Genomic DNA, 24,383 nt, shown 5'->3' with positions numbered 1-24,383 from the left:
TACCCTGAATTTGGCTCGTGATATGGGCCAGGCATGACAGACAAACTTCTCGGATTCGATTCCGTACCACCATCTGATTTACCGGCAGTCCACATGGATATAAACCCACAAGAGAGCAAAGCAGCGAGCGACGCTTTGCCAGCAAACAATCCCGCCGATTTCCGCCTCACCCGGCTGATTCTTATTGACTCGTATGCACGCGGGAAAACAGTGGAAATCGACCTGAGCGGCCATACAGCGCTCACCGGCGAAAACGCTTCTGGCAAAACCACCCTGCTTCGCCTCTTCCCCCTGTTTTTCGGCGAGGCTCCCTCTCGAGTGATCCAGAGCGACGAAAACAACCTGAAATTTGCGCGGCACTACCTTCCCCACACATCGTCCTATGTGGTCTTCGAATACGAGCGCCGCGGCCAGCGTGTCTTGTCTGTGATCCATGCTGATGGCCAAAGCGATGGGGCGAATTACCGCTTCATCAACCGTCCTTTCAGTCCCGAACTTTTCCGCGACATGAACGGCCTGGTGCAAAGCCAGGATCTGTCGCGTCACCTGACGAAACTTGGGGTCGAGTTCACCAAGCCGTTGTCCCTGACACTCTATCGTCAGATCCTCCAGAACGAGGCCGGCCGTGAGCATCGGCAGCTGGCCACGATGTACTCCTTCACCGGCAGTGGCGGTCGGCTGAAGCACATCGAGCGCATCATCACCAGCATCCTGCAGCGCGCCACCACCTTCTTCGATCTGAAGCGGATGATCGTCTCGTCTATCCAGGAGAACACCGACGCCTTCTCCATGCGAACGAGCAAACGCGAACTGACCCACTGGATCGGCGAATACGAAGCGCACAACGCTGTCATGGAGAAGGCATCCATCATGGACGAGCTGGAATTGCACGACCAGCAGCGCCGCCAGGCGGTCGATGAGTTCTCCATCCTCCATGCACGCTTCCAGTTGATGCAGGACCACTACCAGGCCCAGGTGATCGCCGGCGAAGCCGAGGAAGAACGCCTGAGCACCCTGCGGACTCAGGTGGTGAATGATTTCAACGCACGTTCGCTGACCCTACAAACCGCTGTCACGGCCGAGCAGGCCAAGATCAACAGCGCCAACTCCACATTGTCCGCACTGGACCGCCGCAAACAACAGTTCGAAGCGGATAAGGCTGACGAACGGGCACAGGCCGTCGACGCCTTGCCAGAAATGGAAACCCGCTTAAAGGAGCAAAGGACCCGGCTTCAGGAGCTGGAGGACTCATCCAAGTCGGTCGTGGAAATTTTCGACAAAATGGATGCCGCGGCGCGCAAGGACGCCGATGACGATACCCGCCAACTTGAAACCCGCAAGTCTGGAATGGTACAGGACTTCTCGAACCGTCAGGCGGCCATCTACAGTCGGCACGCCGAGCATCAGCGACAAGTCTCCGATCGGCACCGTACCGAACTGGTTGGGCTGAACACGAACGTCGCCACCCTCGGAGCAGATGTTGCAAAACTTGAGGTTGAGGCGCGCAACCCTCAGCCCGACCCCGAAGTCCAGCAAGCCTATGACCTCGAACTCGAAGCGGTTCAGGAAGCGATGCGCCGGATCGATGATCTCCGCGGTGGTCTTGAACCTCTTGAGCGCAAGCTGTCCCGCGCGCAGCAGCAAGTCGTCGACGAAGAGGCCATGATGAATGGCAGCCAGCAGTCGCTGGAGAAGGCCGAAGGCGAACTGCAGGACGTCATTGCCGCCGGCAATGCGGGAGAGGAAACCCTGCTCGGCTTTTTGCGGGTCAACAAGCCGGACTGGGCCCAGGACATCGGGCGTCTCGTTCCTGAAAAGACTCTGTTGCGAAGCGACTTGGCGCCGGCCCTCACCAGTGGCAGCGATCTCTTCGGGGTGACCATTGACCTTGATCAGCTGGATGCCTCCCGGCTCGCATCCGAAGAAAGCATCCAGCAGGAAATCGCGCGCCTGCGACAACTGGTCGACAAGCGCCAGAGGCAGTACGACGAAGACAAGACCAAGCTGAGCGAAGCATCGCGCCAACGCCAACTGGCCAAGGATGCCCGAGATGCGCAGCAAACACTGTTGAACCAGGCGATCTCTGCCAAGGGCCGCGCCGATCAGCGACTCATCACCGCACGAAGCCGGCTACAGGCGAGCAAAGACACTGCCCGCCGCGCGGCCGCTGCGGCGCTGCAAGTCTGCCGGACCAACCTCGAAGCAGCCAGAACATCCCTTGCGGACGCGGAAAAGCGGCACGCAACCGAATTGCGCGAGCAGGAACAGGCCAATGCTAAGGAATTGGTCGAGTTGAAGCAGGCCCATGAAAAGGAAGTCGTATCCATCGACAGCGCAATTCAAGGCATTGCAGGGCGACTCAAGGAACGGCTGGCTGAAATCGCCGCCCAGCGCAATGAAGCCCTGAAGGCCAACGGGGTCGACGTGTCTGTCCTGGACCCGATTCGTTCCAACATCCAGGAACTCGACCAAAGGATCGACCAGGCCAACAAGGACCGGCGCTACGTCGCGGAATACCGGGACTGGCTGGCGGTCTCTTGGTCACAGCGCCCGCAGCACGTCGAAAGCCATGCTGCCGCCAAGGCTGCCAAACAACAGTTCGAGGAGGCGCATCGCGAACTCATCCGTGACCGGGACACAAGGCTGACAGAACACGATCGGAGAGCCAAGGAGGTCGCGGACACGATAGACAAGGCCGAAAAATCGCGCCGCGAAGCCTACGGGCAGATAGGAAATCTGGCCTCCTGGCCCAAGGACAAGGCCACGTTCGAGGCAGGCTTCGACGATCGCGTTTCGCTTGAACTCCTCACCGCCCGCCGGCGGGAGTTGCAGCGAAATTATGCCGAACTACTGCAGCGCATTCACGAAGGCATCGACGACATCCGGAAGCAGATGATGAGCACGCCCGGTACCGGTCCGGAGCGATACCATGCAGCGGCTCAACAGCGTATTGGCTACCCACCTCCTGGGCATGAATACCTCTGGATCGAGGGGCTACGTGGCTGGTACCAACATGAGCACGCGCAGAACAAGGCCACTCTCATTCAACTTGGGAAGACCTTCGCCCAGAACATCTCCGCCTTCTGGAGCGGCCTGGGCAACTTCAAAAAACAGGTCGGAAATTTCTCGAGCGACCTCAAATCCCATCTTCACCAGGGGCAGGTTTTCGCCAACATCGCTGACGTCTCCGTGATCATCACGACCGACGTCGACAAGCAGAACTACTGGCAGGCCATCGAGGCACTTCACCATGAGTACGATTCATGGCACACCCAGGGCGATGCTCTGCCGCCGGCAAGTTTCATTTCGGCGGCACGGGAAGTTGCGATGGTCCTCAGCGACGACAAGGGGCTCGTAGCCGATCCGGTCGACTTGATCAACCTGCAGGTCACCGCCAACATCGACGGCGACGGCAGTAAGGTGGCAAAGAACGAAGCCTCTCTGGCCCGCATGAGCTCCAATGGCCTGTCCTACATCATTCTGGTGGTCATCTTGATCGGATTCATCAACCGCATCCGACGCAAGGAGCGGGTCGCTGTTCCGTTCGTTGTGGACGAGCTGAAAGACCTTTCCGTCGGCAACGCAACCGCCCTCCTCAACCTGCTTGCGCGCAACAACATCACCCTGGTATCTGCATTCCCCGACGTCGATCCCGACCTCGCCCCGCTTTTCACCAAGAACTACAAGATCCTGCCTGGCCGCACGCTGGCCACCGTGAAGTTGGAACATGAGGAGCACGTCCATGCTTGATCAAGTTGTTCCGAAGCTTCTCGAGGGCGAGTTCATCTGCGAGGCCACCGCTCCCTCCCTGTTCCGGGCGCTGGCGGATGAAGCCTTCCGGGCCGAAGTCGATGCCTTCCTCGGCAAGATCAAGCGCCGACTGACGATCACGCCAAATGGACAAGCCTATTACGCCTCGTGGGTAAAGGTAGGTAAGGAGCAGCGCACGGAAGCCAAACGCGTGATGGTCTCCATCAAGCAAACGATCCGGCCGGTCATCCAGTTCATAGAGCTGTGCATGGACAGCCAGAAAACTGATGTGGTGCCATCGCCCGGCGACCGTATCGACTACCCGGCCATCCTGAAATCTGTCACCGAGCATCCTCACCTTCAAGAAAAGCTTCGGGAATTCGCCAGCCTGGGTAAGGAATTCGCTGCAAACGAGGCCTCCTCCAACGCGATGCTCGGCAAGGTATTCCAGCAGCTCGAAAAGGCGGGCTACATCGTCTTCGCCTATCCAGAACAAGAGGCCTGGCGTTTCGCCGGGAAACTGGATTACTACCTGCAAGTGATTACCTTCCTCATGGAAAACGAGGGAATCCAACAGCAGGACGTGAAGGATGACGATCCGGAAACGGGGAGGCTATTTTGAGCGACCATACCGCGGTTGAGATATTCCTGTCCCGCCTCTTCAAGTGCGCAGGGACGGTCAGCACGACCTACTACAACACTCGGGTCGTCAAAACCCCTGATAACGCAGCTGACATTGAACTGCTCAAGCAGATTCGCCTGATCTCCCCGGACATCCGCGACACATTCCAACTCCGTTCATCGTTCCGCCAATTCCTGAACACTGCGCTCAGCACCGAACGGCTCTTTGCGATCGGCGCCAACGTCAGTGGATATTTCGCCAGCCTTGAGAAACTGCTTGCCGAACACTCGCTCGCCATCCAGGACGGACGTGATGCATCGGCCGAGCAGTACGAGATGGCAATCCGCGAAGCGATTTCGGACATCGCCGACTCCATCGATGATGAGCTGACTATCCTGTATGCGATGGTGGCCACCAAGTTCGCCGCAGTGTCGACCATCGCTGAGAAGCGCCGCCAGAACCTCCACTACCAGGACCGCACCAGCAAACTCGTCAGCCTCCTGGAGAATTTCCACTTTGCAGACTTCGCCGACCAACTGGCCGGCAACGAGGATCTGGCACTTTCGTTCCGCGCACTGCTTGAGGACCGAATTCCAACCTTCCGCGAAAAGCTAAAGGCTGTCCTGAAGCAGCTTCAGCAATACCTGTTCGAGTTCCGCAAGATCGAGGACCGGACCCGGCTCGTTCGCTCCTTTGCGCTGCACCTGAACCGGAATCCCGACTGGGCACCGAAGAACTGGGACGAGGCTGCGACACCGCCCGAGTGGGTCGGGTTGGCGGCGCCGATGGAGCTGGCCTGCCACCCGGATATCTCCCAACCTGAGTCAGAAGACGTTCTGCGGGAAATCGCCGCCGGCATCCCAGCTTCGGCCGAGATGCGCATAGAGCGCCGTCCTCCTGGCCAACTCGTTGAAGAAACCCCAGAAACAGTTGTCGTCGTAGCCCAATCCCCGCTGAAGAAAGCGGTCCGGGCATTCTTCACGGAGGCTGCAGAAAGTCCAGACTGGATCTCGGCGCGGCGCTGGTGGCTTGAGCACCCTTCGATGACCATCAGCATCGGCGAAGATGTCTGGTTGCTCCGCTTGGTTTCGGAAGATGAGCGTGAAGGCCGTGACAGTCTCTGGAGCTTCCGCCGCGTCGAGCACCCTCACCCGGTCTTCGATGGTAATGTTCTGATCCACGACGTCCTGGCCGCACGCAGGGGCCTTTGAGTCCATGCTAGATCAGACGCTGGCCCAGCTGATGCAGCGCCTTCTGGAGAGGGGCGCTCAATCGACTACACTGAACGCAACAGCACGCCGGCTGCCGGACGATCTGGGCATCGGCCGCGTTCAAGGCAAGACCCTGTACCTGAGTGAGCGCAATCACCAGGAAATGCGAGAACTTCTATTGGCCCGCGGTTACTCTGCAACTCCGGTACCCTTGAAAGAAATGTCTCGCAGTGACCGACTGGCCGCGGCGACCCCAAACGAAAAGGCCGGTGGCGGCGCGGTCAAGACAGGACGGATATCCCTCAAGGCCCTTCCTGGCAAGACGCTCAACATTGCCGGTCGAATGCTACCTCTGCCGGATGGGTGCCATGTCGATATCGATTGGCACAGGATTTCTGACGCGATTGAGCACGATGCCATCATCTTGGTCGAAAACTACGAGGTGTTCGACCAGGTGCATCGTCTGCACCTCGCCCTTCCTCCTGCGTACGCGAATGCGCTGGTCTTGTACCGCGGTGACAGAACAGAAAGCAGACAGGACAACGTTAAGGCATTTCTCTCTGCCACGAGCCTGCCTGTCATAGCGTTTCCGGATATGGACCCAATGGGTCTTCAGATAGCGGGTAAGTGCCCGCGCCTGGCTGGGATAATCGCACCTGAACAAACTGAACTGGAACGGGTTCTTTCTTCACCATCGACCGCCCGGCTTGATCTTTTCAGAGACCAACTTCCAGGGGTTGCCGGGTTCCTCCGGTCAGTACCATCAGCGTCCCCAGTATCGTCTTTGTGGGGGCTATTACAAAAGCATCGCTCTGCTGCTGTTCAAGAAAGATGGCTGGCCGACGCCACTCTCTGTGTTCTATGGACCAGCACCTTCGCTAACGCCGTGGGCGCAGACGTCAGCCTTTAGCGAGCTTTAATGGCGTGATATCCCGGAACATGATGATCTGGTTCCGACTGTCCTTCTTCTCCTGGAAAAGGGCATTCTCCGCCTGAAGGAATAGCCACAATGCTTCCCCGCATTTTGCCGGCTCTCCAAGGTCGCCACGCCTATGCTGACGGTAACCCGCGACGCTACAGAGGACGCCGCATGTGGACATCAACACCACGATAGGCTACCTGCATCAGGATGATCGCGATCGCCACCGCGAGACTGATCGTGTGATGAAGTTAATGCCTGAATAACAAACAACAGAACGGATTAGTTTGCACGTCAACGTGCAATATTAAATTCACACCCTTGACCATGCCGATGCCGCTTTGTTCTTGACAAATGGACGCAATGCGTCCAGCATCGCGTCATGAATTGACCTTTGAAAGACGCCTGTGAAGACCATCAAGACTGCTGCTGACATTGCTGCTTTGTCCGAACAAGACAAGGACGCCGTATTCGCCTTCGATACTGCCCGTGAACGCCTCAAGGGAGGCATGGTCCGCTCCTTCTTGATTCCCTGCCTGGTTGTTGCTGGATCTCTGCTGTCCATTTACTCCACGCAGTCGATTGAAGGTATGGATTGGGTCCGTCCCGCTTCCGAATGGGTTGCCTACATAGGAATCGCCTTGGGGCTACTTGGTATCCCGCTCTTCTCGCGAAACCTGAAAAGCGACTACCAAGCAATGCAGGCCACCAAGAAATTGCTGACCGAGCGAGGAATTGACGCCTCCAAGATGCGCAGCGACGATGTTTGGACAGGTCTGTTCACTCAGCCGAAGGCAGGGTGAGCTGTTATGGCGGAATTCACAATCCTCGTTGGCGATGAAGTTGTTCGCCTGACCAAGAAGGAGGTTGAGGCACTTCGCAAGTCGCTCAAGACTGACGTGCTGGTAACTCCGGAAGACTGGACGCGCAGTGAACTTCAATCGAGATCACAGGCTCGAAAGAAGCTGATGGATGCGCTTTATTCTGCCGAAAAAGACATCATCCTGCGGTAATCAAAGCCATGAATACGCTAGAAACACAAAACGCCAGCACGGTTATTGACATGGCTACAGCCGTTCGTGAGCGGGCATCCATCAAGGTCTACGCCAATGGCAATTTGGTTGGTGAGATTTCTATCGCCGAACATGAGGCGTTTAAGCTCGCGGCAAAGAATGACCGGAGCCTGTACCGCGAACAGGCACTGAATTACCTTGAGGCGACGTTTCGCCTAGTTGGCCGGATCGTTTTATCTATCCCGGAAAACTGGTTTGTCATCGCTGTTTTGTTGGCATTGATGATGCCCAGCGAGTTCAATTCACTGGTTTCGGCAATCATCGCCAACCCGTCTACATCCTCAACGGAATTTCTGAATACTGTGCGTTGGGCGCTTGCTGCCAGTATTGCTTCAACCGCATTGGTCGCGGTCATCAGTGGTGAGTCTTTCGGCTTGGCAAATGTCTTTGATGACCGAGTGGCAATGATGATCCGCGCAAAATTCAAGTTACCGCCCATGTGCAAGTTGTTTGTCGATGCTGAGCAGATTCTGGATGGGCTACCTTCTCACCAGGCTCCCACCCACTTTGGGAAATAGATATGGAATACCGTGATTTCTTGAAAGAGATTCCTGAAGGCCTTGGTGCTACCGAAAAGACCTTGCAGCTATGGTTCGTAATTTATCAGTGGATTCTTGAGCATGGTTACGCCGACTCTGCCGATTCGCCCGCATTTCTCCAACACATTAACGCATTCAGAAAATGCTCAACTCAAACTGTAGCTACCCATTTGCGGCGCATGTCAGACGCAAAGTTAATTAAGCGCTATGTACTTCGCAGAAAATTGTCTGGCGAGGCAAAAGAAGAGCTGTCGATTGGCTCCCTACTTTTTGCCCCGGGCGCTGAATCAATCCCAACAACATTTGTGCGGTATTGCCTGCCGGGACAGCAGTGCCCAACCGAATTCAAATCGTATGAAGCAGCGGTGTCCGCTTTAGACGGACGAATGAACGCGATTCGTGAAACTGTCCGCCCCTAAACAGCGAGGAAGAATCATGCGTACCATCGGCCGCCGCAAGGAACACCCCATCACCTTCTCGGCATCGGCCGAGTTGCTGGTTGAGGGGGCGCGGTTCAATGACGAAATTCACCGCCTTCCGACCGGTAATACGACCCACATTCCCAAGGGTCTGTACCGGTTCAAATCCTTTGAAGAAGCCAACCAGCACCAACAAGATTGCCTGGTCGCGGGCATGGCTAAAATCGCCCTGGAGCGCAAGTAATGGAAGAATACAGCCGACCGGCCACCCTTGACGACCTCAAGGCACTGATCGCATCCCTGAACGAACAGTGCGCAGATTACCTGCTGATCGGCGGGTATGCGCTGTTTGCCCATGGCTACCACCGTGCGACCACGGACATTGACGTTCTGGTGCCGGCGACCCAGGAAGCCGGGATCAAGATTCGCTCTGCATTGATGGTGCTGCCGGATCAAGCGGCCAAGAACATCGACCCGGCCTGGTTCGATGAAGGGGAGAACATCCGCGTGGCCGATGCCTTCATTGTCGACATCATGCTCAATGCCTGCGGCGAGACGTATGAGACGTTGAAGAAGTACGCTGAGACGCTCGATGTGGATGGCGTGCCTGTTCGCACGATCAACTTGGAGGGCTTGCTACTCACCAAGCAGACCATGCGAGAAAAGGACGTGTCCGACAGAATTATTCTGGAACGTGCCCTGGAAACGCTCAAGGAGCGTGTGAGCAAGCCCGAGTCGGATCATGGGCTTGGCTTGTAACGATGACGCCAAACTGGCAACCAATTGAGGCATTGCCGCTCATCGCCGGCATGCTCGATGACCAATTACACTCCCTCCACACGCAAGTAGGAAACCTGGAGCAGTGCCGTCATCGGCCGTGGGTTCTCGATGGAGAAACGGTCAATCGCCTGCAAGCGGTGTTCGGCGAACAGATGGACTCGCTGCCGGTCTTTCGCGAGCAGCTTGCGCGATGGCTTGAGTTGCCCCTGGATGAACATCAACGCCAGGAAATTAACCGGCTGAACGCTGTTCTCGACCAGATGAAAGCCGCCATTGAACGCATTCTCAGCTTGGCCGGAAATATACGTTGACCACAATGCAACTTATCACCGAAAGAATCGCCCAACCGTCCCCCGATGAGGTCAGGACTGCGCGTGAACGCGCTGGACTTAACCAAACGCAGGCCGCCGGGCTTGTGTCGCCAGCAACGGCTGCTGGCTACAAAACGTGGTCAGGTTATGAACAACCAGCAGGAACCCGTAACCATCGAGCCATTCCCTTGGCCGCATGGGAACTGTTTCTTTTACTGACAAAACAGCACCCGTCGATGCACCTAAAGAAGGGCGCGCCCCCCGGAAAATCCGGATGCCAGATCCTTTAAGTCATTCACCATGAAGATTGATCCGCATGAAGTGACTAGCCGAAGCATTGCTGTTGTCTCAGAGGTGCCGTTGATAGCTACCCAATGGCACAGACACGGTGATCACCCAAGGGTGCATGGGATGAACGGCTCCAACTGGGAGTTGTTCCCTGACGAGGACGATGTACGGTATGGCTTGCTGTCGGGCGGTCATTCGGGTTGCTTGCTGGTCGAGTCCGGCGACTGGATCGTCTGGAACGAGGTTTTCAAGACCTACGCCATCTTCAAGCCGGATCAGTTCGAGGCCTTGTTCTCGACTAGCGCCGCAGCCATTGCGCCAAGCGAAAGATAACCACGAGCTCAGCGAATGTGGTGCTTCTGGAGAGAGAGCAGCTTTCATCGGCGTGACGGCGCCTCTGTCGCTCGCCTGCACGATGAGCAGGATGTTCCTGTCTCAACGTATTGGCTTGCATGGCCACCATTCTTCGGCGATCCAGCGATCGATAAAGCAGTGATGCGACGCAGATTCAAGACGGCTGGCCGTGCTATGACGTTCGCAGACAAGACTTGGCCGGAAGAATCGTGATGGAATTTATTCGGCATAGAAATATCTCAAAAGCCCCCTGCTCTGCCAGCTAAAATTTCACCATCACGAAATCAAATGGTGAGCACATGACTCTGGCTTCCTGTATTGGCTGCGGCTGCGACGATCTGCATGCGTGCGTCGACGATCTTGGCCCATGCTCCTGGATTGTGGTCGATCGAGACGCCGGCCGCGGCGTATGTTCGTGCTGCGAATCCCACATGGAGCGTTGGAACGCTGGCGACCGTTCCGTGTTGATGCTGGTGGCCAAGATCACAAGAGACGGGGAAACGGAACCGTACTTCATCGAGAAGAACGGTATCGGATCCTTCCCCTACTTCCTTGAGGTTGAGGCCGGCGACAAATTCAGCATCGAGTGGGTCGAAATGTCCCAGGAACAATTCGAGGCCCTGCCGCAATTCGAGCACGTGCGCCTAGCGGAAAAGTGGCTCGAAGAAATCACCGCCGCCGGCGACGCCGAATCCGAAGGAAAGATGGATGAAGCAGGAACTCACCGGGCAGAGGCGCAGCGACTGTCCGAAAAAGTCGCCGAGCGGGGATTCGACGTACTTGATCTCATTGAGGCGGACGAACTGCCTGCCTCACTACTTTGACCTACCGACAATGAATAAAGCAGACCTCATTTGGTGGCCCGACAATAAGAAGGGAGTGATCATCAACGCCGTTGCGGCGCGTGATCGCGCCACAGCACGTTTCGTGGTTACCCGCGCCATTCGACTCGTTTTCCCCATGCCCATCATGGTGCTCGCGTCCTACTTGATCTCAACCACGCTGACGTTCCCAGACGATGCCCCTGGCTGGGTACTCACCTGGGTTGAATGGGGGCCAACGACGCTCGCCTGGGCATGCGCCACCATGACGCTGGTCGTTGTCGCGATGCTTCTCATCGACTGGCGGCGAGACCGAAGTGCAGCCGTGGCCCTCGCATGCGAGGCCAGTGCCCTCGGCGTGGACATCGCAAAATTGGATGGCGACTGGGTGTTCGAGGCTCTGGTCCTTCCGATGGTCAGACGCAAGGGGATCACGTTGCCTGACGGCTCGGTAGCCCATCTCACGGAGGAATAGCATGTCCAGCTTGCCGAAGATTGATCATCAGGAAAACGCGGAGAGAAATCTGGGGATCGCAATCGACCGCCTGGACGAGATGCGATGGGCTGTGGTGGGCGTGGATAGCCCGGATGCAGAATGCCTGGCCAAATTCGACGAAGGAGTGGCAAAGCTTAAAGAAGCCCTGACCGTGATCCGGCACTCCCCGTCGAAAACCACTGGCCGCTAAAATTCACCCCCCAGGGGTCCATCAAGCTGTGACGTACTCCTCTAGTGCGCTTTAACCACTCCAATGTTCAACATGGAGTGAAATAGAACTGGCTAATTCTCGTTGCGGACACCATTGAACCCATAACCACCCACCGTATATGGGGGGTGACGCCAGTACCGCCAGGAGTCGTTGACCCTTCTGTCGAGTTGTAACCACCCCCTAATGAGGGTGAATCCAGCGTAAACCTTGCGTTTCGCATCGCACGCTTGATTGTAACCACCCCTTCAACAAGGGTGCATCAAGTTGACCAGGTACCTGCCCTGTTTGTCAGCCTCCTGTAACCACCCCTCATCTGAGCGGTGCCTCCAACGGCCAATCTGCGACCGCAGAACCGATATTCCCTGTAACCACCCCTCATCTGAGCGGTGCCTCCAACCACGCTATGTAACGCCCGCCCCCGTCAATTCCTGTAACCACCCTCGGAATGGGGGTGTATCCAGCCGGAGCGTCAAAAACCGCTCAGTACATGTACCTAAAACCACCCATCAAATCTGTGGGTGCATCCAGCAAAGTGATGCGACGGGAGCGAGTGCTTGATGTTGTAACCACCCACGGATTGGGGTGCATCCAGTTGCACGCGGATTCAATCCATCGCTGGTCTAGCTGTAACCACCCCTCAATTGAGAAGAGCATCCAGCTGCATCACCAGCTAGCCGACATTTCACATCCCTGTAACCCCTCTTCGTGATAAAGGGCGCATCTTGTCACCTATTTGCGGCGAGTCTTGTCTGGCCACCTGTAACCACCCCTCGGCTTGGGGGTATATCCACCACCTTTCTCGGATGGTACTCATCCTTGCCTCCTCTTGTAATCACTCCCAGGATTAGGGGTGCATCCATGCATGGTGATTGTGAAGACACCGCATCCAGGCCCTGCAACCACCCCTCAGATGTGGGGTGCATCCAGCCAAGTTCATTGTCTGGCTGATACTCCTGACCCTGTAACCACCCCTCAGATGTGGGGTACATCCAGCCGACAACTGCCAAGGCCTTGTCAATATCAGCCTGTAACCACCCCCAGGATTAGGGGTGCATTCAGCCTCCCTTGAGGCAGGGCACTACCGCGAATCTCTGTAACCACCCACCCGGATTGGGGGTGCATCCAGCTCCAACGCATTTGAAACCCAAGCATGTGCACCTGTAACCACCCCGCAAATCTGGGGTGCATCCAGCAGTCAGCCGAATCCTAGAGCGGGTTGAGATCCTGTAACCACCCATCGAATGAGGGGTATATCCTGCTCTTTCCGAGCACCGGATTCCATATCTGACCCTGTAACCACCCATCGAACAGCGGGTGCATGAAATGTCATATCAACTGCGAACTGCAAAAAGCCGTTCCACGATTCTCTGGCGCCCAGTAGGGCGGTTTCCATGCTGCTCGAATCTCGAGATCATCATCGAGCAGCTTCCAAGGCCGCACTCTTAGTCGCCATTGGCTCATCGCCAAATTGTCCTCTTCAATGGCGATGGATTGGATTTTCCCGTGTCCACTACGACGCCGCGCACCGATGTGCGTAATCCTTCCGTTCAACAATCGATCCTCCACCCACCACTTTTCAGCGATGCACCACCCAACCAAAGTTAACAGGGCCCCGCTGCTTGTCGCAGACTGCTGGACGGGATAGAAACCAAGAAGATTCCGATGCACACCGCGCGCCGTTTCGAGCTGGATCTGGTAGCGTTCCATCGGCGACCCAGGCTTATGCCGTCCGTGTTGGATGTGCTCTCTTCCCACCCGGGCTGAATAGTCATCCTGGTTCATTCTTTGAGTGTAAAACCGTGCGTCGTTGAGAACAGGCCCTTCTGGCTGAACTGCGCTGGCCATATAACACCAGTCACCGTCCTTCTCGAACCGCTGTATCGGCATGTCATCAGCAAGAGCGCGCAACTGAGGTATTCCTGGTTCGTCGGCGACGTCCCCGAGGGCATCAAAGGTTTGTGCGTAGGCCAAGAGAGCATCGAGATGCAGAGGGTAAGGCGGTGGAACAAAACCACCGCTGACCTGAAAGGTGATTTTTAACGGTGTCATATCAAGCCTCGGCCGGTGCCGTCTTCTTGGCCTTGGCCTTCGCCTTGGCTTCCGCCTTCTTGCCCGCACTGAAGTCCTCGAAGAACGAGGCCATTTCAGCCGTCGTCAGGGAGCCAATTTCCTCCTGGGCTTGCGAGGTATAAACATTGGCCGCGTCAGGCAACTCGAAGTGGCTTGTGCCATAGAAATCGGACCAGGCTAAATCTTGATCGTCATAGGCGATCTTGATCTGATTAACCCGCACCTTGCCGAAACCACACCGGGTCCATCCACCGAAGGCGTTTTCCTGGAAAAGATCCCGCAGGGACAATAGCAACATGCCAACCTGTCCCGGCGTGACATCCTTGTCAAGGTCTATGCAGAAGTAGAAAGGAACGCCCGGAGCCACCGTCTCGATACCCATCATGTTGCTTACATCGGTCTTCGTATCGCCATCGGTTTTTCGGCCTTCCTTGTTCGCCAGCACGCCGTCTTGGTGCGCAGCTACCGTTTCGAGAGGGTTCTTCACGTAGGCCTTGATTTCCTCGGGACGCATCACCCGATAGAGATCATCCACCCGGATCGATGTCCGCTCGCTCATGACCTCCCACGGGCCTGCATGTTTCGCGGGCTCACCTTCCTTCTGGAACTTCGGCATCACCAATTCGGCCAGGTAATCCGGTACCGCCCCCGTCTCGATGGTCGCCTGAAGAACCGGCAGCATGTCCGATACTCGGTACATAGACGAAAGCAGGCGGGCGCCGCCCCCAAACAGCCCCATGTAGACGTTCCCGCGTCCGCGGATGATCTCTTCGACCGTCTTCGGCGTTTGATCCGGACTCGCACTCGACGCACCGCAGGTCAAGCCGAGATACAGGTCACCAGGCACAGGCCCCTCTTTGGCGCTCAATGCCTCAACGACCCGGGCAGCAGCTGCCCGCCGCAGGCCACCACGAAAACCATTCGCAGGATAGATCGGCAAGTCGTACAGCCGGCCATTGTTCATGAGCCGCAGCTTGGTCGTGCGACTCACATTGGCAGTCTTGTCCACATTGTCGGGATATGCGATGTAGAGAGGGGAAGTCAGATTCAGTTGAATTTGGATGCTGTTCATGATTTGTCCTTAAAAATTGAGGGGATCCGGCTTAGTGATCGTCGCGCTCAGAAATGCAGTAAGTGCCCAGGCCTCGCCACCATTCAGGGTGGTCAGCTCCATGAAATCCTCTGGGGCTATTTTTTGCTCGGCCTGGAGTTTCCATACCCAGCTCTTCAGTCTTCCGCCTTCGGCAGACTGAAATTTCCAGTCATTAACGAATGGATTTTCGATCGCGTCCTTCACCGGTCGGCCTGGCGTAATTCTGGCCGCATCGATGCGCTTTGCTATCTCCACGCAATTCAAGAGCTTCTGCCGGCGCAGGCGGAAAATCTGCTCACCTAAGCGAACCATGATCAAATCCTTCGATAGGGAGACCGGTGCCCGCCAGATAACGTGTTGCTGCTTGGCATTCTGGATGGCGATCACGAATGGAGGTTTTGGTGGAGTCAGGAATGCCCACGCACGATGCTCTTTTCGCACAATGGGGAACACCCCTTCGCTGCAAACCAAAATTGTGGACGCTCCCATCTGGAATTCCGAATTCCCCATGATTGCGTTGCATGCCCCACACCGCCACTTTCCATTCGGTATGGCCAGGGAAGATTGATTCGTAAAGGTCCTCGGAAGATCGAGCTTATCGATCGGATCGCCTGGGTTGATATCTGCACCACAAACGGCGCATCGTTGCCCAACATGGTCGGGACCGGCCAAGACGGCACCAATCGCTTTGATGCCGGCCGCCTGAATCGTCAGGTGTGACGCTGTGATTTGTCTCACGACCACACCCCTCCTGGCTTGGCGCGGTAGATCAATCCGTGGCCTCGCGCCTGCAGATTGCCAATCTGCCACATACCATGCAATTCCAGGTACATGCTGAAGTTGGCATCAACCAAAGACACGTACTCGTTGGATAAGCCCGTGTTGAGGTTAAGGCGCATCCCCATTTCTTTGGCGTGGTGAACCTGGATCTTCAGCGCGCTATCCGGCGGGAGGTCGAATCCGAAGCGCTCTGCCTCGTCATTGAGTTGTCGAAGGAGATATTCCTTGATGATTTCCTCGGTGGACAACGCTCGGCGTTTCGCTGAACGACGCTTGAATGCCGCTCTGGACAGGTTGTAAAAGACTGGCATCGCTGCGGCCTCAAGCCCGTATTCGAGCTCCATAACCTCCATCTTTGCTGGCGAACCGTAGTGGTTTGCTGCAACACGGGTTGCAATGCCTACGCACGGGTCGAACAACTCAGCGTTGCCGGTTTTTGAAAGGACGCCAACCCAGTTTTTGCTGCCGATCGTTCGGATTTCGGCTTCGCCGGTCGAAAGAGGTTTTCCATCTTCGCCGTAATGGAAAAATTGCGGCGGAAGGATGGCCCTCCCATCCGCAGCCTTCGCCAACATCTCTCGGAACTTGTCCCGATAGATCGTCTGACACCCGGGCGGGGTGTTTATTCTGAGTAAGAGTTGAGTCAAAAGAGCCTCCTTTTGTGGGCTGATGCGATGCAATATATCACTCTCACTATCGATTTATTTTTTATTTATTCGGTTTTAGAGTCATTGCGTAATTTTTAGCGACCCACCGTATAATCACCTCATGCCTACACTCAACGTCCCCAAATCCGCTTGCTCCCTTTTGCATGCTGGATTTCATCCGAATGACGTCAGCGACGAGATTCGACTTTTCATTCGAGGTGCCATCCAGGGCCTGATCTGCCAGGCAATCGACGACGGCATCCCACCTGCAGAATTGCCAGCCGCGGCAGAAACTGGCATCCCAATGAACATCTCGTTCACAAAGGGCCACGACCGGGCAATCCGAAATCTGTCGAAGGAGAAGAAGATTCGAGAAGGCGACGCAGCGCTTTCCTATCTCTACGCAGCTATCGCTCGAGGAGATGCCATCGAGCGTAGGAAATCCGTATCGGAATCTCCCCTCCACCCTTACGTAGCCGCACTTGGACTCACAGACCGCCAACACCAAAATGTCTTCGGCGAGGCCTTGATCGAAACCCTCTCCGGCAAAAGCATCGGAATGGTCGAGGGGGCCACTGGCATAGGCAAGACTCTCGGTATGGTGGCGGCCGCAGCACATGTCCTCGAAGGACGGTCATTTGGGCGATCGCTAATTGCGGTTCCAACCCTAACGCTACTGCGCCAGTTTGCGCGCCAGCATCAGGCGTTGGCAGATGCCATCCCTGAGTTTCCTAGCGCACGATTCATCCTTGGCAAGAACGAGTTCGTGAGCGTCGGAGAATTGCGAATCCTGCTTGATAGTGGGACCTTCAGCGAATACTCAAGCACCATCCTTGGATGGCTTGGGCAAAACGGTCCGTCCCCTAGCAGCGATCAGGCCATTGATCACCGATTCCTGATATCAAGTCTGATCGCTATTGCTCCGCAGTTCCCGGTCGATGCGGTTCGATGTGGCAACCTGACAGACGATGGCGATCCGGGCATGGCCTCGTATCGAGCTCAATTCGAGGTTGACGAGTCAGAGAGGCTTGAATGCGAGATCATCTATTGCACCCATGCCATGCTGGCAGCCGACATCCGCCGGCGGATGTTTGGAGCCCGGTCCTCTGAAGAAGGGCTTGAGATTCGGCAGCGGCACCGAACAATTCGCCAGGAAGCTATGGGGCTACGCGCAGCACTCGATGATGCTGGCAATGAAGCCTATCGTGATGCCGGCATGGACATCAAAAACAGTATTGACGGAGAACTCTTCGAGTTGGCGGCACAGGCCGTAGCGCTTGATGCAGGGATTCTTCCGTCATGGCAATACCTTCTGATAGACGAGGCCCATTTATTCGAGAGCAACCTGGCGAATACCTTCGCCTTCAATCTTTCCCTTGGGCGCCTCTTGCAGCATATCAATGCTGCCCAAGCCGAAGGCGCAGTTTCGGCAGCGGCCGCCAAACGGGCCAGTAAGGCCATGACAATCATTCGGCACGCCGGCGAGAACAACGATGACATCAACCTGAAAAGCACTTCCCCCCAAGCCCGCGACGTATGCGCAGCACTCAACGAGTTGCTGTCCATCGTAACCGGCGTGAAGCCATCGAAAACGTCACCGACCATCACCACGCTCAAGGGGCAAGCTTCCGTGATCCGGACTGCCTTGCGCTTGGCCACAACGTCGGTGCTTGGCCGCTCCATGCTGTGCTATTCACCGATACGCGCATTTCCGCAACTTTCCGTAGGCAGAGCGTCTGTCAGTTCTGAACTGGCGTTTCTCTGGCACTCCTGCGAGGCGGGGGCGTGCGTCTCAGCAACCCTATATCTCCGGCGCCTTGATAAAGACTCTGCCTCTTACATGGCCGGAATCCTTAACATACCGACCAACCGCATGAGGGAATATCCGGTTATTCGGCCACACTGGGTAACGGCCCCGGTGGCGGGCCTGTGGATACCGGAGAGCACGAAAAATCCTTCCGGACGGCTTTGGCTTAGGCCGCCGACCAGGAGTGACAAGCTGGACACGGAACAGTATCGATTGCGGGAGGAAGAATGGCTGGAAGACCTCTCCGCCGAGATCCGGAAAATCCAAGTATCAGCTGCCGGCGGAACATTGGTCCTCATGACCAGCTATACCAGCGCGAAAGGGCTCGCCGAGCGCCTGGCTGATATCGACGGCCTCGTTGTTGCTGAACAGGGTGTTTCCATCTCAAGACAAGTCGAAGGTTTCGTCAATCAGCACTCGGCAGGGAAAAAGCCCCTGTGGATCGCGGTTGGCGGTGCTTGGACTGGCGTCGACATCAACGGTAAAGACTATGGTCTTGCCACACCTGGCGAAGACAATTTACTCACCGATCTGGTCATCCCTCGCTTTCCCTTTGGGACAAATATGTCCATGACGCACAGGCACCGAGCCGAGCAAGCGTCAAATGTGCCGTGGGATCTTCTCGATGCTGCCATGCGGTTCAAGCAAGGGCTAGGTCGCCTCGTCCGTCGCGAGGGACTGCCACCCAACCGTCGGATATATGTTCTGGATGGGCGCATGAACGAACCGACGTTCGATTTCTTCATGTCCCACTTACGGCGGATCATCGGGATTTACCCTGTGAAAACTCTCAAGAGATCCGCTGCGATTGACGACTAGCTCAGGTTTTTCGAGAGGACATCGAAGAACCGTCTTTTCGACCAATCCTTCCGATCGCCAACGACATAGAACCGTGCTTTTGCGCGGCTGGCCGCCACGTTGAGGAGATTCGGTCGGGACGAGGCCCAGTCCCGTGCTCCCGCGGTACCGCCGCCCAGCACCATGATCACGACGTCGGCTTCCTTGCCTTGTGTCGTATGGACGGTACCAACTCGGCGGTAGTCCAGGCCGAAAGCTTTTCCCATCCCCTTGAGCTCGCGCACTACATCGCGAAATGGCGAGATCAGGAAGATGTCATCAGCTGGAACTTGCGCTTGACCAAGCAGATTCTGAATGAGCCCTCGAAGCGCCTCACCCTCAGCAGGAATCCAGTTCCCATTTCCCTGTCCTCCAGGGACGTCGAGCCAGTAGCTGGCTGGCCAGGTCAAAGCCGCCGGCTTCTTGTGGTGGACCATCAGTCCATCGTAGGCGACTTCATTGGAAATAGAGAACATCGGCTCGTCGCACCTTCGGTGCACTCTCAGCGGAGCCCCAACCCAGATTGCATCGTCGCCCTCACCCACCGTTGTCCCGATCGCAGTCGTCTGGTCTGCGAGCTTCTGAACAGACGTCCTGGATGGGTGCAAACGGCTATTCACTCCCCCATTGCAGGCGGCAAGGGATGCCTCTACAGAACGTGGCAGCGTTACCACGGGCTCAAGTTGCAGAGGGTCGCCGACGACGACGACGCGACGGGCACGCCAAATCGCCCCCGCTGCTGCCTGCGGGGTGGCCTGTCCGGCCTCATCGATGAGCAGCCACCCAATGCCTTCTGAGGACATCGACCCACAGAGGGACGGAACAGAGGCAAATGTTGTCGAAATGACGGGGCACGCGATCGCCAGGCTGTCGAGCGCCTGAACGCGGACCTTCGGATCCGGAATGCCTCCTTGGAGCATGTCCATCGCGATACCGAGGTTGGCCATCATCTTGGAGGCGTTCTCCTCGATAAAAGCCTGATGCAGATTCAGTGCGGCGAGGAAGACTCGAATTCGAGCAGCCCGCCACTCTGGATGCGCCCAGGGACTCGATCGCTCCTGGTCGTGATCGTCCGCAGCCAGGTCGGGCCAGTATCCAGCAAGTCTGTCCTTTGCCTTGCGCAATTTCTCCTCCGCAGTGCAGCCGGCGGCGGCCAAGTCATCCAGGTGCCGCCGTAAGCCGTCAATCCTCGACTTCAGCTTTCCCAAATCCTCTTCGCTGGTCCTCCGCTCTCCCTTCAATGAAGCCTCATCGTCCTCGAGGGCCTGCAACTCGTGCATCACCTTGCGCAGATCTTCGCGCCATTGCTGGTGCGATTTGCCCAACGACGATATCCACTCCAGGATGCCAGGCTTGGTGCCGCGGATCGTCTCGAGGCGCTTTTTTATTTCACCATGACTCCAGCACCGAAATTCGCTGGACTACGCTACAGCCCGATACAGCAGGTTTATCAATGACTTAAGCGAGTTCAACATATGCCGGTGCTTTCCGAAACCTGACCTGACTTCCGACCGCCTGACTCCTATCCGGCCCTTGGAATCCAGGTCTTTCCAAGGAGTCATCATGGCTAAGATCAAACTCACTAAGTCCGCTGTCGATGCGGCGCAACCCCAGGCAGAGGCCGTCGAACTCCGGGACACGCTGGTCCCCGGCTTCCTGTGCAAGATTACCCCGGCGGGTCGCAAGGTGTTCATGCTCCAGTACCGGACGAACGCTGGCGAGCGCCGCAAGCCCTCGCTAGGACTGTACGGGGAGCTGACCGTCGAACAGGCGCGGTCGCTGGCGCAGGAATGGCTGGCCCAAGTCCGCCGAGGCGGAGATCCCGCCGCAGAGAAGGCGGAGGCGCGCCAGGCACCTACGGTCAAGGAGCTATGCACGAAGTTCATGGAGGACTACTCCAAGAAGCGCAACAAGCTCAGCACCCAAGCCGGCTATCAGGCTGTCATCAATCGCAACATTATTCCGCTGCTGGGACGCAAGAAAGTTCAGGACGTGAAGCGTCCTGAAATCGCCGGACTGATGGAAAAGCTTTCGTACAAGCAGACCGAGGCGAACAAGGTATTCAGCGTCTTGCGCAAGATGTTCAACATGGCCGAGGTATGGGGCTATCGGCCCGACGGTACCAACCCTTGCCGTCACGTCCCGATGTTCCCTGCCGGCAAATCGACTCACCTCATCAGCGACGAAGAAATGGGCAACCTGTTCCGACAGCTCGACAAGATCGAGTCGGAGGGGCTGGAGAACTACGTCATCCCTTTGGGAATCCGCCTGCAGTTCGAGTTCGCCGGCCGCCGCTCGGAAATCATCGCGCTGGAATGGAACTGGGTTGACTTGCAGAACCGGCGCGTCGTCTGGCCTGACAGCAAGACAGGCGGCATGTCTAAGCCCATGAGCGAGGAAGCCTATCGGCTACTCTCGACGGCACCCCGGCAGGAGGGTAGCCGCTATGTGCTGCCTTCTCCTAGCCACGCTGGCAAGCATCTAACCACGGGCGAGTATTACGGTGGCTGGAGCCGTGCGCTCAAGGCGGCTGGCGCTACGCACGTGGGCACGCACGGCATCCGCCACCGTTCGGCGACCGACATTGCCAATTCGGGCATCCCGGTCAAGGTCGGCATGGCGCTAACGGCGCACAAGACCGTCGTCATGTTCATGCGCTACGTCCACACCGAGGATAAGCCGGTGCGAGAGGCGGCCGAACTGGTGGCGAATCGGCGTAAGACGATCACCGGGATGCAGGGAGCCAAGGAGGTGGCCGCATGACCCGGCGCAAGGCATCCGTCTCAGCGCCAGCAGCGCCGCCCGCGCTGCTGGGCGACATCCGGGCACTGATCGAAGCGTCGCGCCAGCGCGTCGCCTCGGCGGTCAATGCCGAGCTGACATTGCTGTTCTGGCGCATTGGCCAGCGCATCCATACGGAAGTGCTTGCCGGGCAGCGGGCCGGGTACGGCGACGAAATCCTGCCGACCCTGGCGGCGCAGCTTGTCCGCGACTACGGACGTAGCTTCGCGGACAAGAACCTGCGCCGGATGGTGCAGTTCGCCGCCACCTTCTCGGACGAGCCAATTGTCGTGACGCTGTCACGACAATTGAGCTGGTCGCATTTCGTGGCGCTGCTGCCGCTAAAAGACCCGCTCCAGCGGGACTACTACGTGCAAATGGCCAGCGCCGAACGCTGGAGCGTGCGGACGCTACGCGAGCGCATCGACTCGATGCTATACGAGCGCACGGCGCTGTCCAAGAAGCCGGACGAGACGATCACGCAAGAGCTGGCGGCGATGCGCGATGCGCAGCGCATGTCGCCGGCGCTGGTCATGCGCGACCCGTACATCCTCGACTTCCTGGGCCTGCGCGATACCTGGCAGGAAGGCGACCTGGAAGCCGCGATCATCCGCGAAATGGAGTCTTTTTTGCTGGAGTTGGGCGCGGGCTTCTCTTTCCTAGCCCGGCAGAAACGCATCCAGATCGACGACGAGGATTTCCACCTGGACCTGCTGTTCTATAACCGCAAGCTGCGGCGGCTGGTGGCGGTGGAGTTGAAGATCGGCGAGTTCAAGGCAGCATACAAGGGGCAGATGGAGCTTTATTTGCGTTGGCTCGACAAGCACGAACGCGAACCGGAGGAAGCCTCGCCGCTGGGCATCATTCTTTGTACCGGCAAGAAGTCAGAGCAGATCGAGTTGCTGGAGCTGGACAAGTCGGGCATCCACGTAGCCGAATACCTGACGACCCTGCCGCCGCGTGCGGTGCTGGGGGAGCGGTTGCAGCAGGCGACCGAACGGGCGCGGTTGCAGATCGAGCAGCGGCAGCCTGGCGAGAAGTCCTGACAGCAGCATCTGTCCAACCGTACACCCAAACCACAGCACGAGCATGTGGCAACGGATCTCTTGCTCTATCGAGGCTCCATGCTAGTGTGGAATCGCCATAGGCCGATAAGGAACTGGCCTGCGGCTCAAGGATGCGCTGGGGCTAGTGGGCGCGAGCGCCCAATCACATGATTATCGCGGGCAGCAGCGCCATGTTCTATGCCGATCGCTGTTTTAATTAAATATCTCAAACTATAAAGTCAGTTAATTTTTTCAAAATATTCACGAATCAAGTCATCATTTTTTAAATACGAATCGAGAACCTGAAACAGAAAAAGATCCCCGCTAATATTTATATCAAACGGGATCATTGAGTTATCTATTTTGAATGTCTTTATTTTTCTATGCCCCTTGATGTTGGCATTGCTCAATCTTTCTTGATAGCTATCCAACGTATATACGATAAATTCGTGATCCAAGTGAGTTATAAAAAAATCATCGCCTTTTGAACTGTATTCAAGATGGATGACTTGCGTTACGACGTCGTCGCCTGCCACCTCAAAGTCCTCCATCAATTCTTCAAAAGTCAAACTTAGCTTCTCTGCGTCATGGTGAATCCATAGATTGTTCTCATATTTATCGGTGGAGTAGAACTTTGACAATCTAGGAAGGGAAGATATTTTCAATCGCAACGGAGCGCCAAACTCCATCTCCTCCATTGCAGGGACATAATCGGAGACGTAATCAATCCTGAATGCTATTTCGGACAGCATTCCTTTTTCAATGAGTTCCTCGATAGAGGTAAGCAGCTTCCTCGGAACTTTTATCCAGAAGTGTCGCCCTATGCGTTCATCGCGTATTGTCTGACTATCCTTGTCGTTGAATATCTGAATATTCTCGTTCAGGCTGACAAGACTATATTTAGAGAACTGAGCATCTTCCTTTCTTATGTCAATTCCAATTTTCTCGTACTCACGTTCAACTACCTTGGAATATTTTAGCTCCAGCATCTCAGCCCTCCCCATGATTGATTGGTGCTTGGAATAAAAAATGCAGCCAATGCGATAATTTGCGTAATTTTCTTTTATGTACGAAACACCATCTTCGTCATGGATATGCTTGTAGGAATTGTTGAGAATTTCTAGCGATCCCGGATACTCGTTGAGATAATTATTTAAGTAGTCCATTAAATGCTGGATTGTCTTTATAGCCAATCGCTTGTCCACTAGATCAAGCTGTGGCCCATAAAACTTGGCTGCGTTTGGATGGTCGCGTTTGGCTTCAAATTCTTTCAGAATGGCCGCCTTTTCATTCATGCAGCCCTCCGTATAAGCACGCATTACGTCTGCCTGAAAGCTCTCATTTGCCAGAGAGGTTTGGATGAGGGGAAGCAATTTCTTGACAAAGATCGGGTCTTTATTAAGAAAGACGTAGCAAAATTTCCCAAAGCTGAATAACGCGATTTTTTCCGAAGAAAATTCATTGATTTCTTCAAAGATATTTTTCATATTTTTTACTCAACTCGCCGTAGTCCAAATAGTAAGCGACG

Annotated in this window: 24 protein-coding genes; 18 read left to right on the top strand and 6 right to left on the bottom strand. The window is 56.1% G+C overall.

Annotated elements, in window-relative coordinates; translation table 11 throughout:
- Positions 1–33: 33 nt before the first annotated feature.
- From AZSP09_RS17795 to AZSP09_RS17720, 15 genes are all read left to right on the top strand, one after another.
- Positions 34–3,750 (top strand): ATP-binding protein, encoded by a 3,717-nt coding sequence (locus tag AZSP09_RS17795; RefSeq protein ID WP_152090954.1) that lies wholly within the window; start codon positions 34–36, stop codon positions 3,748–3,750.
- The gene (locus AZSP09_RS17790) at positions 3,743–4,372 is read left to right on the top strand and encodes a condensin complex protein MksE (RefSeq protein ID WP_152090953.1); all 630 of its coding nucleotides are present in this window, start codon (positions 3,743–3,745) and stop codon (positions 4,370–4,372) included. Before AZSP09_RS17795 ends, AZSP09_RS17790 begins: the two co-directional genes overlap by 8 nt.
- Entirely contained in the window at positions 4,369–5,583 is a 1,215-nt protein-coding gene (locus AZSP09_RS17785) for a hypothetical protein (protein ID WP_152090952.1), read from the top strand. The genes AZSP09_RS17790 and AZSP09_RS17785 overlap by 4 nt, the downstream gene beginning before the upstream one ends.
- A gap of 4 nt (positions 5,584–5,587) precedes the next feature.
- Positions 5,588–6,493: a DUF7281 domain-containing protein gene (locus AZSP09_RS17780; RefSeq protein ID WP_152090951.1), complete on the top strand. Its 906-nt coding sequence runs from the start codon at positions 5,588–5,590 to the stop codon at positions 6,491–6,493.
- 416 nt (positions 6,494–6,909) lie between these two features.
- Entirely contained in the window at positions 6,910–7,305 is a 396-nt protein-coding gene (locus tag AZSP09_RS17775) for a hypothetical protein (RefSeq protein ID WP_152090950.1), read from the top strand.
- A gap of 6 nt (positions 7,306–7,311) precedes the next feature.
- Entirely contained in the window at positions 7,312–7,515 is a 204-nt protein-coding gene (locus AZSP09_RS17770) for a hypothetical protein (RefSeq protein WP_152090949.1), read from the top strand.
- An 8-nt stretch (positions 7,516–7,523) separates the two neighbouring features.
- Positions 7,524–8,093: a hypothetical protein gene (locus AZSP09_RS17765; RefSeq protein ID WP_152090948.1), complete on the top strand. Its 570-nt coding sequence runs from the start codon at positions 7,524–7,526 to the stop codon at positions 8,091–8,093.
- A 2-nt stretch (positions 8,094–8,095) separates the two neighbouring features.
- Complete coding sequence (locus AZSP09_RS17760; protein ID WP_152090947.1) at positions 8,096–8,533, top strand: hypothetical protein; 438 nt, start codon at positions 8,096–8,098, stop codon at positions 8,531–8,533.
- 16 nt (positions 8,534–8,549) lie between these two features.
- On the top strand, positions 8,550–8,777 hold the full coding sequence (locus AZSP09_RS17755) for a hypothetical protein (RefSeq protein ID WP_152090946.1): 228 nt from the start codon (positions 8,550–8,552) through the stop codon (positions 8,775–8,777).
- Entirely contained in the window at positions 8,777–9,292 is a 516-nt protein-coding gene (locus tag AZSP09_RS17750; RefSeq protein ID WP_152090945.1) for a hypothetical protein, read from the top strand. Before AZSP09_RS17755 ends, AZSP09_RS17750 begins: the two co-directional genes overlap by 1 nt.
- Positions 9,293–9,294: 2 nt before the next feature.
- Positions 9,295–9,624 carry a hypothetical protein gene (locus AZSP09_RS17745; protein ID WP_152090944.1) on the top strand — a complete coding sequence of 110 codons (330 nt, stop codon included), beginning with the start codon at positions 9,295–9,297 and terminating at the stop codon, positions 9,622–9,624.
- Between the two features lie 300 nt (positions 9,625–9,924).
- Positions 9,925–10,245 (top strand): hypothetical protein, encoded by a 321-nt coding sequence (locus AZSP09_RS17735; protein ID WP_152090943.1) that lies wholly within the window; start codon positions 9,925–9,927, stop codon positions 10,243–10,245.
- A 320-nt stretch (positions 10,246–10,565) separates the two neighbouring features.
- Positions 10,566–11,090, top strand: a complete 525-nt coding sequence (locus AZSP09_RS17730) for a hypothetical protein (protein WP_152090942.1) — start codon at positions 10,566–10,568, stop codon at positions 11,088–11,090.
- Positions 11,091–11,100: 10 nt separating this feature from the next.
- Positions 11,101–11,562 carry a hypothetical protein gene (locus tag AZSP09_RS17725; protein WP_152090941.1) on the top strand — a complete coding sequence of 154 codons (462 nt, stop codon included), beginning with the start codon at positions 11,101–11,103 and terminating at the stop codon, positions 11,560–11,562.
- A 1-nt stretch (position 11,563) separates the two neighbouring features.
- Positions 11,564–11,773: a hypothetical protein gene (locus tag AZSP09_RS17720; protein ID WP_152090940.1), complete on the top strand. Its 210-nt coding sequence runs from the start codon at positions 11,564–11,566 to the stop codon at positions 11,771–11,773.
- A gap of 1,347 nt (positions 11,774–13,120) precedes the next feature.
- On the opposite strand, the gene csf3 is transcribed toward AZSP09_RS17720, so the two are convergent.
- From csf3 to csf5, 4 genes are read right to left on the bottom strand one after another with little or no spacing between them, the layout of a single operon-like run.
- The gene (gene csf3 / locus AZSP09_RS17715) at positions 13,121–13,843 is read right to left on the bottom strand and encodes a type IV CRISPR-associated protein Csf3 (protein WP_152090939.1); all 723 of its coding nucleotides are present in this window, start codon (positions 13,841–13,843) and stop codon (positions 13,121–13,123) included.
- A 1-nt stretch (position 13,844) separates the two neighbouring features.
- Positions 13,845–14,936 carry a type IV CRISPR-associated protein Csf2 gene (gene csf2 / locus AZSP09_RS17710; protein WP_152090938.1) on the bottom strand — a complete coding sequence of 364 codons (1,092 nt, stop codon included), beginning with the start codon at positions 14,934–14,936 and terminating at the stop codon, positions 13,845–13,847.
- A gap of 9 nt (positions 14,937–14,945) precedes the next feature.
- Positions 14,946–15,695: a type IV CRISPR-associated protein Csf1 gene (csf1, locus tag AZSP09_RS17705; protein ID WP_152090937.1), complete on the bottom strand. Its 750-nt coding sequence runs from the start codon at positions 15,693–15,695 to the stop codon at positions 14,946–14,948.
- Positions 15,692–16,384 (bottom strand): type IV CRISPR-associated endonuclease Csf5, encoded by a 693-nt coding sequence (csf5, locus tag AZSP09_RS17700; protein WP_332066834.1) that lies wholly within the window; start codon positions 16,382–16,384, stop codon positions 15,692–15,694. The genes csf1 and csf5 overlap by 4 nt, the downstream gene beginning before the upstream one ends.
- Before the next feature lie 121 nt (positions 16,385–16,505).
- Between csf5 and csf4 the strand changes: the two genes are divergently transcribed.
- Positions 16,506–19,010, top strand: coding sequence for a type IV CRISPR-associated DEAD/DEAH-box helicase Csf4 (gene csf4 / locus AZSP09_RS17695; protein ID WP_152090935.1), 2,505 nt, complete (start codon positions 16,506–16,508; stop codon positions 19,008–19,010).
- Here the strand turns inward: csf4 and AZSP09_RS17690 are convergent.
- Positions 19,007–20,353, bottom strand: coding sequence for a DEAD/DEAH box helicase (locus AZSP09_RS17690; RefSeq protein ID WP_152090934.1), 1,347 nt, complete (start codon positions 20,351–20,353; stop codon positions 19,007–19,009). The two genes, csf4 and AZSP09_RS17690, sit on opposite strands and share 4 nt — an antisense overlap.
- A 238-nt stretch (positions 20,354–20,591) precedes the next feature.
- Here AZSP09_RS17690 and AZSP09_RS17685 point away from each other — a divergent pair, with 238 nt between their 5' ends.
- On the top strand, positions 20,592–21,791 hold the full coding sequence (locus AZSP09_RS17685; RefSeq protein ID WP_004883034.1) for a tyrosine-type recombinase/integrase: 1,200 nt from the start codon (positions 20,592–20,594) through the stop codon (positions 21,789–21,791).
- Complete coding sequence (locus AZSP09_RS17680) at positions 21,788–22,855, top strand: PDDEXK nuclease domain-containing protein (protein ID WP_004883035.1); 1,068 nt, start codon at positions 21,788–21,790, stop codon at positions 22,853–22,855. The genes AZSP09_RS17685 and AZSP09_RS17680 overlap by 4 nt, the downstream gene beginning before the upstream one ends.
- A 239-nt stretch (positions 22,856–23,094) precedes the next feature.
- On the opposite strand, the gene AZSP09_RS17675 is transcribed toward AZSP09_RS17680, so the two are convergent.
- The gene (locus AZSP09_RS17675) at positions 23,095–24,342 is read right to left on the bottom strand and encodes a hypothetical protein (RefSeq protein WP_004883036.1); all 1,248 of its coding nucleotides are present in this window, start codon (positions 24,340–24,342) and stop codon (positions 23,095–23,097) included.
- Positions 24,343–24,383: the final 41 nt, after the last annotated feature.

It is taken from the genome of Azospira sp. I09 (genome assembly GCF_009177135.1).
Lineage (GTDB): Bacteria > Pseudomonadota > Gammaproteobacteria > Burkholderiales > Rhodocyclaceae > Azospira > Azospira oryzae.
The sequence above is the reverse complement of the archived record's forward strand: the minus strand, read 5'-3'. Positions and strand labels throughout refer to the sequence as shown.

What these genes read in the sequence shown, in the direction of transcription:
- AZSP09_RS17795 (WP_152090954.1), top strand. Translation starts at nt 34, where the DNA reads ATGACAGACAAACTTCTCGGATTCGATTCCGTACCACCATCTGATTTA.
- AZSP09_RS17685 (WP_004883034.1), top strand. Translation starts at nt 20,592, where the DNA reads ATGGCTAAGATCAAACTCACTAAGTCCGCTGTCGATGCGGCGCAACCC.
- AZSP09_RS17675 (WP_004883036.1), bottom strand. Translation starts at nt 24,342, where the DNA reads ATGAAAAATATCTTTGAAGAAATCAATGAATTTTCTTCGGAAAAAATC.
- AZSP09_RS17735 (WP_152090943.1), top strand. Translation starts at nt 9,925, where the DNA reads ATGAAGATTGATCCGCATGAAGTGACTAGCCGAAGCATTGCTGTTGTC.
- AZSP09_RS17725 (WP_152090941.1), top strand. Translation starts at nt 11,101, where the DNA reads ATGAATAAAGCAGACCTCATTTGGTGGCCCGACAATAAGAAGGGAGTG.
- AZSP09_RS17755 (WP_152090946.1), top strand. Translation starts at nt 8,550, where the DNA reads ATGCGTACCATCGGCCGCCGCAAGGAACACCCCATCACCTTCTCGGCA.
- AZSP09_RS17770 (WP_152090949.1), top strand. Translation starts at nt 7,312, where the DNA reads ATGGCGGAATTCACAATCCTCGTTGGCGATGAAGTTGTTCGCCTGACC.
- csf4 (WP_152090935.1), top strand. Translation starts at nt 16,506, where the DNA reads ATGCCTACACTCAACGTCCCCAAATCCGCTTGCTCCCTTTTGCATGCT.
- AZSP09_RS17750 (WP_152090945.1), top strand. Translation starts at nt 8,777, where the DNA reads ATGGAAGAATACAGCCGACCGGCCACCCTTGACGACCTCAAGGCACTG.
- AZSP09_RS17760 (WP_152090947.1), top strand. Translation starts at nt 8,096, where the DNA reads ATGGAATACCGTGATTTCTTGAAAGAGATTCCTGAAGGCCTTGGTGCT.
- AZSP09_RS17780 (WP_152090951.1), top strand. Translation starts at nt 5,588, where the DNA reads ATGCTAGATCAGACGCTGGCCCAGCTGATGCAGCGCCTTCTGGAGAGG.
- AZSP09_RS17745 (WP_152090944.1), top strand. Translation starts at nt 9,295, where the DNA reads ATGACGCCAAACTGGCAACCAATTGAGGCATTGCCGCTCATCGCCGGC.
- AZSP09_RS17790 (WP_152090953.1), top strand. Translation starts at nt 3,743, where the DNA reads ATGCTTGATCAAGTTGTTCCGAAGCTTCTCGAGGGCGAGTTCATCTGC.
- AZSP09_RS17765 (WP_152090948.1), top strand. Translation starts at nt 7,524, where the DNA reads ATGAATACGCTAGAAACACAAAACGCCAGCACGGTTATTGACATGGCT.
- AZSP09_RS17730 (WP_152090942.1), top strand. Translation starts at nt 10,566, where the DNA reads ATGACTCTGGCTTCCTGTATTGGCTGCGGCTGCGACGATCTGCATGCG.
- AZSP09_RS17680 (WP_004883035.1), top strand. Translation starts at nt 21,788, where the DNA reads ATGACCCGGCGCAAGGCATCCGTCTCAGCGCCAGCAGCGCCGCCCGCG.
- AZSP09_RS17720 (WP_152090940.1), top strand. Translation starts at nt 11,564, where the DNA reads ATGTCCAGCTTGCCGAAGATTGATCATCAGGAAAACGCGGAGAGAAAT.
- csf2 (WP_152090938.1), bottom strand. Translation starts at nt 14,936, where the DNA reads ATGAACAGCATCCAAATTCAACTGAATCTGACTTCCCCTCTCTACATC.
- csf3 (WP_152090939.1), bottom strand. Translation starts at nt 13,843, where the DNA reads ATGACACCGTTAAAAATCACCTTTCAGGTCAGCGGTGGTTTTGTTCCA.